General features: G+C 64.9%; 11 protein-coding genes. 10 read left to right on the top strand and 1 reads right to left on the bottom strand.

The window, feature by feature from the left end; all coding sequences use genetic code 11:
- Positions 1-83 precede the first annotated feature (83 nt).
- The 7 genes from uraH (at position 84) to KJQ12_RS07880 (ending at position 7,494) form a co-directional block, all read left to right on the top strand.
- Positions 84-470 (top strand): hydroxyisourate hydrolase, encoded by a 387-nt coding sequence (gene uraH, locus KJQ12_RS19590; RefSeq protein WP_280529254.1) that lies wholly within the window; start codon positions 84-86, stop codon positions 468-470.
- Positions 471-481: 11 nt separating this feature from the next.
- Positions 482-1,855, top strand: coding sequence for an allantoinase AllB (gene allB / locus KJQ12_RS07905; protein WP_213484178.1), 1,374 nt, complete (start codon positions 482-484; stop codon positions 1,853-1,855).
- Positions 1,856-1,905: 50 nt separating this feature from the next.
- Positions 1,906-3,174 (top strand): allantoate deiminase, encoded by a 1,269-nt coding sequence (gene allC / locus KJQ12_RS07900; protein ID WP_213484177.1) that lies wholly within the window; start codon positions 1,906-1,908, stop codon positions 3,172-3,174.
- Positions 3,171-4,415, top strand: coding sequence for a pyridoxal-phosphate-dependent aminotransferase family protein (locus tag KJQ12_RS07895; protein ID WP_213484176.1), 1,245 nt, complete (start codon positions 3,171-3,173; stop codon positions 4,413-4,415). Before allC ends, KJQ12_RS07895 begins: the two co-directional genes overlap by 4 nt.
- A gap of 77 nt (positions 4,416-4,492) precedes the next feature.
- Positions 4,493-4,888, top strand: coding sequence for a hypothetical protein (locus KJQ12_RS07890; protein WP_213484175.1), 396 nt, complete (start codon positions 4,493-4,495; stop codon positions 4,886-4,888).
- Between the two features lie 168 nt (positions 4,889-5,056).
- Positions 5,057-5,953, top strand: a complete 897-nt coding sequence (coaW, locus tag KJQ12_RS07885; RefSeq protein ID WP_213484174.1) for a type II pantothenate kinase — start codon at positions 5,057-5,059, stop codon at positions 5,951-5,953.
- 215 nt (positions 5,954-6,168) lie between these two features.
- Entirely contained in the window at positions 6,169-7,494 is a 1,326-nt protein-coding gene (locus KJQ12_RS07880; RefSeq protein ID WP_213484173.1) for a deoxyguanosinetriphosphate triphosphohydrolase family protein, read from the top strand.
- A 25-nt stretch (positions 7,495-7,519) separates the two neighbouring features.
- On the opposite strand, the gene modA is transcribed toward KJQ12_RS07880, so the two are convergent.
- Positions 7,520-8,341 (bottom strand): molybdate ABC transporter substrate-binding protein, encoded by an 822-nt coding sequence (gene modA / locus KJQ12_RS07875; RefSeq protein WP_213484172.1) that lies wholly within the window; start codon positions 8,339-8,341, stop codon positions 7,520-7,522.
- Positions 8,342-8,527: 186 nt separating this feature from the next.
- Here modA and KJQ12_RS07870 point away from each other — a divergent pair, with 186 nt between their 5' ends.
- The 3 genes from KJQ12_RS07870 to KJQ12_RS07860 all read left to right on the top strand — a co-directional run bounded on the left by KJQ12_RS07870 (position 8,528) and on the right by KJQ12_RS07860 (position 11,246).
- Positions 8,528-9,694 carry an iron-containing alcohol dehydrogenase gene (locus KJQ12_RS07870; protein ID WP_213484171.1) on the top strand — a complete coding sequence of 389 codons (1,167 nt, stop codon included), beginning with the start codon at positions 8,528-8,530 and terminating at the stop codon, positions 9,692-9,694.
- 76 nt (positions 9,695-9,770) lie between these two features.
- Positions 9,771-10,106, top strand: a complete 336-nt coding sequence (locus KJQ12_RS07865) for a hypothetical protein (RefSeq protein WP_015254500.1) — start codon at positions 9,771-9,773, stop codon at positions 10,104-10,106.
- Positions 10,107-10,283: 177 nt separating this feature from the next.
- Positions 10,284-11,246: an AAA family ATPase gene (locus tag KJQ12_RS07860; protein ID WP_213484170.1), complete on the top strand. Its 963-nt coding sequence runs from the start codon at positions 10,284-10,286 to the stop codon at positions 11,244-11,246.
- Positions 11,247-11,249 lie beyond the last annotated feature (3 nt).

The following is an 11,249-nucleotide window of genomic DNA, read 5'->3' as shown; positions in this document are numbered from 1 at the left end:
GGGGAGAAGCCGGCGCAGTCGTCGATACGGCTGCGGGAACCGACGGGTCGTCAGGAGTTGCTGCAGGCGCAGCCGGTGAGGCGATTGCCGAAGATTATACCGTCCCGGGCAGCGGCAAGCCGTCGGGGCGGCTGACGACCCATGTGCTCGATCTCCAGCGGGGACGGCCGGCCGCCGGCATGCGGATCAAGCTGTACCGGATGGTCGAAGGCGGCGCCCGCGAATTGGTGCGGGAAATGTCGACGAACGCGGACGGCCGGACGGATGAACCGCTCCTTGCGGGAGAGGAGATGCGGGCTGGCCTGTACGAACTCCTGTTTTACGCGGGCGACTATTTCCGTGAAACGGCGGCGGATGCCGGATTTCTGGCCGAGGTGCCGGTCCGGTTCCGCATTGCCGATCCGGGCGCCCATTATCATGTGCCGCTGCTGGCCGCTCCGGGCGGGTACAGCACGTACCGCGGCAGTTAGGAGGATGGACCGTGAAGCGATTCGATCTCATCTTGCGCGGCGGCATGGTCGTGCTGCCGGATGCCGTCCGGCGTCTGGACATCGGCGTCCGGGACGGAAAGATTGCCGAGCTGGCGGAAGAACTGGACCCGGGCGACGCGGCGGCGTCGGCAGACGCGCGGGGGTGCCATGTGCTGCCGGGAATGATCGATGCGCATGTCCATCTGAACGAGCCGGGCAACGGCCATTGGGAAGGGTTTGAGACCGGCTCGGCCGCGCTGGCGGCGGGCGGCTGTACGACCTATCTCGACATGCCGCTGAACGGCATCCCGCCGGCGGTCACCGCGGACGCGCTCCGGAAGAAGGCAGGGCTCGCCCGGGGGCGGTCCGCCGTTGATTACGCGTTCTGGGGCGGTCTCATGCCCGGCCATGTGCGCGATCTGCCGGAACTGGCCGCCGCGGGAGCCGTCGCGTTCAAGGCATTCATGTCCGAACCGGGCGGCGAGGAAGCGGAACGGTTCCGGGCTGTCGACGACTGGACGCTCTATGAAGGCATGGCCAGAATCGCGGAGCTGGGCGGACTTCTCGCCGTGCATGCCGAGAACGACGCGATCACGTCCGGGCTGGCGGCGCGGCTCAAGGCGGCCGGGTGCGTCTCCGCACGGGATTACGCCGCTTCGCGGCCGCCGGAAGCGGAGCTCGAGGCGGTGCACCGCGCGCTGTTTTTCGCCGAGCGCACCGGGTGCCGGGTGCATTTCGTCCACGTCAGCACGGCGGACGCGCTGCTCATGATCGATGCGGCGAAGCGGCGCGGCGTCGACGCGTCGGCGGAAACCTGCCCGCACTATCTGCTGCTGACGGAAGCGGACATGGAGCGGATCGGCCCTGCCGCGAAATGCGCGCCGCCCCTGCGCGGCGAAGCGGAGCGGGAACGGATGTGGCGGATGCTCGCCGAAGGATATGTCGATCTGATCGCTTCCGATCACTCGCCCTGCCCGGACGAGTGGAAACAGCTTGGTCCGGGGCGGACATTCTTCGACGCATGGGGCGGGATTGCCGCGGCGCAGAGCAGTCTGGAACTGATGGTCAGTGAAGGCGTCCGGCGCGGTCTGACGCTGCCCGCGATCGCCGGACTTCTCGCGGAGAGGCCGGCGCGGCGGTTCGGCCTTTCGACGAAAGGCAAGATTGCGGAAGGCTTTGACGCGGATTTCGCCGTCGTCGACCTGAACCGGAGCTATGTGCTCATGCGGGAACAACTGTTGCAGCGCCACAAGCACAGTCCCTATGCGGGCCGCACGATCGGGTGCAAGGTGAAGGAGACGTACGTCCGCGGGCGGCGCGTATATGCGGAAGACCGCGGCATCACGGAGTCGGGGCACGGCGTCCAGGTTCGTCCGTCCGCTTGAGACGCCGGGCTGCCCGGCCTTACATTTTTCATGCGAGAGGAGTGCGTCACATGCTGAAGCTGGATCTGCAGGCAGACTTCGCGAAATCGGTCGTCGGACTTCTGGATGAATTGGCGCAGTGCGGTGCGGAACGTGACGGCGGCGTGACGCGGCTCTTGTACACGCCATCCTGGCTGGACGCGCAGCGGCTGCTGGAGCGACGGATGGCGGAAGCCGGTCTTGCGGTGCGATACGATTGCGTCGGCAATCTGTTCGGCCGTCTGGCCGGGCGGGGCGCCGAGTCCGGCGTCGTCCTGACCGGATCGCACATCGATACGGTGCGCTGCGGCGGGAAGTATGACGGCGCGTACGGCATCGCCGCCTCGCTGACCGCCGTCCGGTATTTGCACGAGACATTCGGACAGCCGATCCGGCCGATCGAGGTCGTCTCGTTCTGCGAGGAAGAAGGGAGCCGTTTTCAGCTTGCCTATTGGGGTTCGGGCAATGTCAGCGGCGTGTTCAAGCCGGAGCAGGCGGACGGCATCGTCGATGCGCAAGGGGTGACGATGCGCGAAGCCATGGAATCAGCGGGGTTCGGCCGGACCGGGACGGGCGAGCTGCCGACCGCGAAGCGCACCGACCTGAGCGCGTTCGTGGAAGTGCACGTCGAGCAGGGGATCACGCTCGAGCGGTTCGGCGAGCGGATCGGCATCGTCGAGACGATTGCCGGCCAGCGCCGGTATGTCGTCACCGTCGCCGGGGAGACGAACCATGCCGGAACGACGCCGATGACGCTGCGGCGCGATGCGATGGCGGGCGCCGCGGAGATGATCCTGTTCCTTGAGCGCGCGGCACAGAAGGCGGGCGAACCGCTCGTCGCGACGGTCGGCAGCATCGCCAGCGACCCGAACGTGCCGAACGTCATTCCCGGTTCGGTCGAGTTCACGCTCGATATCCGCCACTTGTCCGAGACGCTGCTCACCGGTTTCTGCGATACCGTGCTCGGGACGTTCCGGATGATCGCGGAGCGGCGCGGCCTGAAGATCCGGGTCCGTTCCGTCCTGCATACGCGCCCGGCGCCGATGGATTCCGTGCTCGCGGGACGGCTGGAGCGGATCTGCACCTCCCGCGGCATTCCGTACCGGCGCATGATGAGCGGCGCCGGCCACGATGCGCAGATGTTCCGTTCCGTCTGTCCTACGGCGATGCTGTTCGTGCCGAGCCGCGGCGGCATCAGCCACTCGCCTGATGAATATACGGCGCCGGAAGATCTTGCCCTCGGCACGGCGGTGCTGGCGGAACTGCTGTACGAACTGGCCTACGAGGAGAAGACGCCATGAACGAACATGCGTTTTGGCCGCCGCCGCCGCGGACGATCATGACGCCGGGGCCGGTGGAAGCGGACCCGCGCGTGCTGCGCGCGATGTCGTATCCGATCCTCGGCCAGTTCGACCCGGCGTTCACGGCGATGATGAACGAGCTGATGGGGATGCTCCGCCGGCTGTTCCGCACCTCGAACCGGCAGGCCTACCCGGTGGACGGCACGTCCCGGGCCGGTCTGGAAGCGGTGCTCGCCGGCGTCATCGAGCCGGGCGACCGGGTGCTTGTGCCGATCTGCGGCCGATTCGGGCATCTGCTGCACGAGATCGCGGAGCGGTACGGCGCGGAGGTGACGGTGATCGAGCGGGAATGGGGCACGGCATTCGATCCGGAGGAGATCATCCGCGCCATCCGGCGCCATCGTCCGAAAGTGGTCGCGCTCGTGCACGGCGAGACGTCGACCGGCCGCCTGCAACCGTTGGACGGCATCGGCGCGGCGTGCCGGGAATACGATGCGCTGCTCGTCGTCGACGCCGTCGCGACCATCGGCGGCGTGCCGGTCAACACCGACGACTGGCAGCTGGACGCCGTAGTGGGCGGCACGCAGAAATGTCTGTCCGTGCCGAGCGGCATGGCGCCGCTCACGTACAACGCGCGCGTCGAGCGGCTGCTCGCCGGACGCAGGCGGATTGAACGCGGGCTGCGGTCCGCCGGAGAGGGAACGTCCGCACGGCCGTACATCCGGAGCAACTATCTCGACCTCTGCCAGCTCCAGGATTACTGGGGCCCGGAACGTCTCAATCATCACACCGAGATGACCGCGATGCTCTACGGCCTGTACGAAGGGGTCCGCATCGTGCTGGAAGAAGGGCTCGAAGCGCGGTTCAGGCGGCACCGGATGCATGAGCGGGCGCTGACGGCCGGTCTTGCGGCAATGGGACTCAGGCTGTTCGGCGACCCGTCCTGCAAGCTTCCGGTCGTCACCTGCGTCAACATTCCGGAAGGCATAGACGGCGAATCGGTGCGGTCGATGCTGCTGGATGCGTTCGGGATCGAGATCGCCGGCTCGTTCGGCCCGCTCAAAGGCCGCATCTGGCGCATCGGCACGATGGGATACAGCTGCAACATGCGCAATGTGCTGCTGACGCTCGGCGCGCTGGAAGCGGCGCTCCTCCGCCACGGCATGCGCGTTCCGGCCGGCCAGGCGGTCCAGGCGGCCATGGATGTCTATGCGGAAGAGCAGGCGGTGCAGACCGGATAGTCGGGGGAATTGGCGTCCTCCCATGCAGATTTTCTCGGGGTATGGTATGCTTGGGAGAATCGAGGGGAGGATCTGCCGTGAACCGGGACTTTATCCAGCTGCGGGGTCTTGAAGGCGAACTCAAGGTCTCGCAGAAAAAACGGGAGTACGGATTGACCGTCTCGACGCGCGAAATTGTATTTCACAAGCCGCATGTCAACTATCACATCAAGTACGACGACATCGTCAGCATCGTGCCGTTCGAGCCGCAGGGACGGAGAACCCGGGTATCGGTCCGCAATTCGTCGGGCAGCGCCGTCGAATATGCGAGTCAGCGCGCGGACACGGACCAGTACCGGCTGTATGCGAGCCGCGTGACGGTCCATAACCGCAGCGGCTTGGCCGCAATGGGCGCGATGCAGTTCGTGTTGCCGATTCCGCCGAAGCTGATGGCGGTGATCGCGGAATTCAGCGGCCTGGACCGCGTCATCTGATTCCCCCTGCCTGCGGTCGCGGCATGCATTCCGGCACCGACAAAACTTGACACCCGTCCGATCCGTGCTATAATTCAACGCGATGCGTTGACGCGGCCGGCCATTCCGCACCGGAAGGCCGGCTGCTCCGCCTTGCAGCCTGGATGCAGAGGGGACTTGACAGCGGAAATGGATGCGACACAAACGACGGAATGGCATGCGGCGCCGCACTTCGAAGGCCGGGACGGCCGGCCCGGCGACGCGGCGGGCATTGACGCGGGCGGAACGTTGGTCAAAATTGCGTATGTCAAAGGCGGCGTCCGCCGGCTGTGCAAGTTCCGCTCGGACCGGCTGACGGAGGCGGCGGATTGGCTGCGGAAGGAGCTGCCGGCTGCGCCGCTCTGTCTGACGGGCGGCAAAGGGGCGAAGCTGGCGGCGCTGATCGGCAGGGACACGGAAATGATGCCGGAGTTCGAGGCGACCTGCGCCGGCATTCGTCTGCTGCTTCCGCCGGCCCTGGGTGAAAGCGCGTTCCTGCTGGCGAATGTCGGCACGGGGACATCCGTGCACGTCATTGACGGTGAACGCAATCTCCGCATCGGCGGCACGGGGCTCGGCGGCGGGACGATCGTCGGGCTGGCTCGCCTGCTTACCGGCCTTGACGAATATGAAGCGATCGTCACGGCGGCGGCGAAGGGCGACAGAGGCACGGCCGACCTGAAGGTTCGCCATATCTATGAAGGGATGGAGCCGCCGATTGACGGCGACCTGACGGCCAGCAATTTCGGACGGGTGTTTCCCGGGGCCGTGATCGGCAGCGGCGAAGAGGGCTCCATCTCGCGTGAGGATGCGCTCGCCTCGGTCATCGGCATGGTCGGGGAAGCGGTGGCGACGCTGTGTGTGCACGCCGCCGCCGCGCACGGCGTGAAGACGATCGTCTATATCGGTTCGTCCTTCAACGGCAACGCGCCGCTGCGTCAGGCCGTCGAATCCTATACCCGCTTCCGCGGCGGGGAACCGCATTTTGTCGAAAACGGCGAATTCAGCGGCGCGCTGGGCGCATTGCTGCGGCTCGGTCGCGGCTGAAGGACGGCGGACGCCGGCGGTATGCGAAGGTCTGCGGGGAAGGTATTGGCATGTTCCGGTTCGGGACATGCTTTTTCTGTTGCCCGAACGTTCGGATTTGTTGCAAGAAAGTTTGTGTTTTGTGTCAGCATACCTGACATTTTGCCGGGACTTGCGATATGATGGAAGTATGAGGGTTGGCGGAGATCTTGTTTTGCACACGGGAGGTGGAAGGAATGGATATCCGCAAAATCCGGCTGGATGAAGGCGGGAAAGTGCATACGAGCGAGGCGCGGGACGAGTACGAGAAAGACTACGCCCGGCTTGTGCAGTCGCCCGCTTTCCGGCGTCTGCAGGGAAAGTCGCAGGTGTTCGGGGCGGGCACCGGGGACTATTACCGCACCCGGTTGACGCATTCGCTCGAAGTGTCCCAGATCGCCCGCGAGTCGGCGCGCCGGCTGCACCGGTCGTATCCGATGCTGCAGAAGCCCGAGCATCCCGGGCTGATGATGGAGCCGGAAGTCGTCGAATGCGCCGCGCTCGCCCACGATCTCGGCCATCCGCCGTTCGGCCACAAGGGCGAGGAAGTGCTGCACCGGCTGCTCAGCAAGCGGCACGGCATGCCCTATGAGGGCAATGCGCAGAACTTCCGCATTCTCATGTTCCTCGAAAAGCGCGCCGGCAGCGACAGCGGGCTCGATCTGACCGCGGCCGTGCTGCTGGCGATCAACAAATATCCGCACTGTCTGAACGAGCCCGGCGTCACCAAAGGGGTCTACGAGATGGAATGGGAAGGCGGCATCCGCAGGCTGCGGGAGCTGTGGGACATGCCGAAAGGCCGGGCGACGCTCGAGGCGCAGCTGATGGATCTGTGCGACGACATCGCCTACTCGACGCACGATATCGAAGACGGCATCCGCGCCGGCAAGATTCTGATGAGTCCCGGGTTTTTCGAGGACGACCGGCTGGCGGAGCTGATCGTGCAGGAGATCGAGCACGATCCGTCCGGACCGAACCGCGCCTGGGACGGCATTGACCGGGAGCGGATGACCGGGATGGTCAAGCGGGTGCTGGCCGAATATTACGAGCAGTGGACGACGGTTTTTCGGGAAACCGGCCGGGAGCCTTCGCGCACCCGCCGCGAGATGAAGGCGCGCTGGGTCGGCCTGTTCGCGAGCCGGGTCGGCATCCTCGACGACGGCCAGGGCTGGAAGCGCGTTACGTTCGTGAAGGACGGCGAGGAAGACATGGATCTGCTGCGGACGATGGAAATTCTCAAGAAGCTGGCGTGGGTGACGCTCATCAAAGATTTCCGCGTGCAGCGGCTGCAGAAACGGAGTGAGATCATGCTGACCCGGCTGTGGGAAAGTTTCGCGGACCGCGAGACGGGGAAGCTGCTGCTGCCGCCGGACTGGGTCCAAAGCTATGAGCGGCAGAAGGGCTCATGGCCATGGGAGCGGCTTGCGGCGGATTATATCGCGGGGATGACCGACGCATACGCGGAGAAGGTGTACACGGAACTGTACGCGAGCCGGTCCGGCTCGATCTACGAGCGGGACTAGGCTGCGGCTTCCCGCATGGTGGCGGTCAGGACGACTCGCCGTCGGGCGAATACAGGAAGACGAATCCGTCCGCTTCGAAGATGCGCCGCGCCGCATCGCCCGTGAGGAACGCGAAAAATCGAGCGGCTGCTTCCGGATGAGCCGTCGCCTTCACGATCCCGGCCGGGTAGCGGATCGGCGCGTGAAGATCGTCCGGCAGCGTGAACGCTTCCCGGGCGGCGCCCGACAGCAGCGCGTCCGTCCGGTAGACGAAACCGGCGTCCGCATTGCCGGATTCGACATAGGTGAGCACCTGGCGGACGTCTTTGCCGTAGACAAGCTTCGGTTCGAGCGTCTCCAGCAGGCCGGCATGGCGAAGCGCCTCGGCCGCATAGGCGCCGGCGGGCACCGTATTCGGATCGCCGATGGCGACGGCGCGGTATTCGCCGGCGGCGAGATCCTCCAGGGTTTCGGGGAGGTTATCGCTCCGATCCGCCGGCACGACGACGGTCAGCCGGTTGCCGAGCAGAACGGCTTGCCTGGCGATCAGGCCGTCGTCCGCCAGCCGATCCATCTGCACCGTATCGGCGGAAATGAACAGATCCGCCGGCGCGCCTTCGGCGATCTGCTGCCGGAGTGCGCCGGACGAGCCGTAATTCATCGTGATTCGGATGTCGGGATGCGCCTGCTCGAACGCTTCGCCGATCCGGTCCATGCTGCGCTGCAGGCTGACGGCGGCGGAGACGAGCAATTCGATGCGCTCATCGGGTTTCCGTTCGTCCGTCGTCCGGCAGCCCGAAAGCAGGGTCAAGCTTGTCAACATCGCCGCCAATGATGCCATCCACACAGCCTGCCGCCGTTTGTCCATTTCGTCTTCTCCACTCCGGTTCGTCTTCCGCGTTGATGGCATTAATTCTAACACAGGGGGGACAGGCGCTCAATTTGAACGGCTTGGTCCGCGGCGCCGGCGATTGTCTTACCGCACGTTTTCGACTATGCTTAAGGATGGAAAAAGAATTACGGCATGGGATTACGAGGAGGTAAACACGCGTTTATGAACAATTTTGCGTTCTACAACCCGACGAAGATTGTGTTCGGCCGCGGAACGGTTACCGAACTCGGCGGACTGGTGGAGCCTTACGGCAAGCGCGTGCTGCTCGTCTACGGAGGAGGCAGCATCAAGCGGAACGGTCTTTACGATCAGGTGCTTCGGCAGCTCAAGGGCATCGGCGCGGAAGTGTACGAGCTTCCGGGCGTCGAGCCGAACCCGCGCCTGACGTCCGTCCACCGCGGGATTGAACTCTGCCGCGAGCACGATGTGCAATTCATCCTCGGGGTCGGCGGCGGCAGCGTCATCGACGCGGCCAAGGCGATCGCGGCCGGCGTGCCGTATGAAGGGGATGTGTGGGACTTCTATGCCCGGAAGGCGCGCGTCGAGAAGGCGCTGCCGCTCGGCGCGGTGCTGACGCTGGCGGCGACCGGCACGGAGATGAACGGCAATACGGTCATCACGAACTGGGAAATCAATCAGAAGCGCGGCATGGGCAGCATTCACGTGTACCCGAAGTTCTCGATTCTCGATCCGGAGCTGACGTTCACGGTGCCCGCCGACCAGACGGCGAACGGCATCGTCGACATGATGTCGCACGTGTTCGAGCAATATTTCAGCCTGACGACCGACACCCCGCTGCAGGAGCGGCTCTGCGAGTCGATTCTGAAGACGGTCATCGAGAACGGCGAATTGGCCATCCGCGAACCGGACAATTACGCCGCCCGCGCAAACCTGATGCTGTGCGGCACCTACGCGCTGAACGGCGGCATGATCAGCGTCGGCGTGCAGCAGGACTGGGCGTCGCATGAGATCGAGCACGCGATCAGCGCCGTCTATGACATTGCACACGGAGCGGGCCTGTCGATCGTGTTCCCGAACTGGATGAAATATGTCTACCGCTCGCGCATCGACCGGTTCGTGCAGTACGCCGTCCGCGTCTGGGATATCGATCCCGCGGGCAAGTCCGACGAGGAAATCGCGCTCGCCGGCATCCAGGCAACCCGCGATTACTTCACCCGGATCGGCGCGCCCGCGACGCTGGGCGAAGCCGGCATCGGCCGGGAGAAGCTCGATGTGATGGCGGAGGACGCCGTCCGCTTCGGTCCGCTCGGTTCGTTCCGCAAGCTGGAGAAGGACGACGTCAAGGCGATTCTGGAGATGGCGCTGTAACGGAGGCATATTTTTCCTTGCGGCAGGGCATGTTAACGGTGAATGTCATTCCGATCTGCCGACAAGGAGGATCCCCATGCAGCAATCGCAACCGGCGGGCGGCACGGGCTTCGTGCCGCAGCAGATGACCTACGAACAGTTTCAGGAGCAGCAGCGCATCCGCCAGGAGCAGGAACAGGCGATGGCGCGGGAAGCGCTGCTTCGGGCGGGCGCGGACCGTTATTCCGACCGGCTCCGCACGCTGCTCGTCGAACTGCAGAATCTGAACGCGGAGATCGCACGCGCGGAGAATCAGGTCCAGGTGCAGATGGACGCGCAGCTCCGGCAGCTGCAGGCGATCCGCGAACGCGTCCGCCAGGCGGAACACGCGATGCAGTCGGTGCTTTCGACTTCGCCGGGCATTCGGCAGTGAAAGGCAATCCGCTGGCGGCGTTGCAAAGCCGTCAGCGGTCCGGCTGCCGGCAATTGACGGTTCCGACCCGAATGGGCTACACTGGAAAAAATGACTCCCGCCGCGCCTTCCTCGTACGTGCGTCTGTTGGCGGGATTTTTTTTCATCGAGAGGGTGCGGCAGAAAGGAATTTCAGCCATGGATCTGACGCCGATTCGCGACATGGCCGAAGCCATCCGCGCGAACGTCGCGCGGGTGATCGTCGGCAAGGAGACAATGATTGACCGCCTGCTGATCGCCATCATCACCTCCGGCCACGTGCTGCTTGAAGATGTGCCCGGCACCGGCAAAACGCTTACTGCGAAAGCGCTTGCAGTTTCGCTGGACTGCACGTTCAAGCGGATCCAGTTCACGCCGGACCTTCTGCCTTCGGATTTGACGGGCATTCATTTCTTCAATCAAAAGCTTGGCGAATTTGAATTCCGTCCCGGTCCGCTGTTCGCCAACATCGTGCTGGCGGACGAGATCAACCGGGCGACGCCGCGCACGCAATCGAGCCTGCTCGAATGCATGGAAGAGCGCCAGCTCAGCATTGACGGGCATACGCATGCGCTTGAGCGGCCGTTCCTCGTCATCGCGACGCAGAATCCGGTCGAGAACCAGGGCACGTTCCCGCTGCCGGAAGCGCAGCTCGACCGGTTCCTGTTCAAGCTGCGCATGGGTTATCCGGACAGCAAGGAGGCGCTTCATATTCTGAAGCGGTTCATGGACGCGAGCCCGCTGGAGGAGATCAGCCCCGTCGTGGGGCGGGAGGCGATCCTGGAAGCGCAGCGGCTGTATGCGAAAGTCGCGGTGCATGACGATCTGCTGCGGTATATCGTGGGCATCGTGGAGCGGACGCGGTCGCACGTTGACGTGCACGTCGGCGTCAGCCCGCGCGGCAGCCAGGCGCTGCTCAAGGCGGCGCAGGCCTATGCGGCGCTGCAGGGCCGGGCATACGTCGTGCCGGATGACATCAAGACGATGGCGCCCGATGTGCTGGCCCACCGGATTGTGCTGCGCAGCGCGACCCGCTCGAAGCAGGAAGCCGCCGAGGCGGTCATCCGGCAAGTGCTCGACGAGGTTCCGGTGCCTGCGGAGGAAACGCTGGGCGCCCGTTAGGAG

It is taken from the genome of Thermobacillus xylanilyticus (assembly GCF_907165215.1).
GTDB lineage: Bacteria > Bacillota > Bacilli > Paenibacillales > Paenibacillaceae > Thermobacillus > Thermobacillus xylanilyticus.
This window is presented reverse-complemented; position numbering and strand designations above follow the sequence as displayed.

What these genes read in the sequence shown, in the direction of transcription:
- allC (WP_213484177.1), top strand. Translation starts at nt 1,906, where the DNA reads ATGCTGAAGCTGGATCTGCAGGCAGACTTCGCGAAATCGGTCGTCGGA.
- KJQ12_RS07895 (WP_213484176.1), top strand. Translation starts at nt 3,171, where the DNA reads ATGAACGAACATGCGTTTTGGCCGCCGCCGCCGCGGACGATCATGACG.
- coaW (WP_213484174.1), top strand. Translation starts at nt 5,057, where the DNA reads ATGGATGCGACACAAACGACGGAATGGCATGCGGCGCCGCACTTCGAA.
- KJQ12_RS07880 (WP_213484173.1), top strand. Translation starts at nt 6,169, where the DNA reads ATGGATATCCGCAAAATCCGGCTGGATGAAGGCGGGAAAGTGCATACG.
- modA (WP_213484172.1), bottom strand. Translation starts at nt 8,341, where the DNA reads ATGGACAAACGGCGGCAGGCTGTGTGGATGGCATCATTGGCGGCGATG.
- KJQ12_RS07870 (WP_213484171.1), top strand. Translation starts at nt 8,528, where the DNA reads ATGAACAATTTTGCGTTCTACAACCCGACGAAGATTGTGTTCGGCCGC.
- KJQ12_RS07865 (WP_015254500.1), top strand. Translation starts at nt 9,771, where the DNA reads ATGCAGCAATCGCAACCGGCGGGCGGCACGGGCTTCGTGCCGCAGCAG.
- KJQ12_RS07860 (WP_213484170.1), top strand. Translation starts at nt 10,284, where the DNA reads ATGGATCTGACGCCGATTCGCGACATGGCCGAAGCCATCCGCGCGAAC.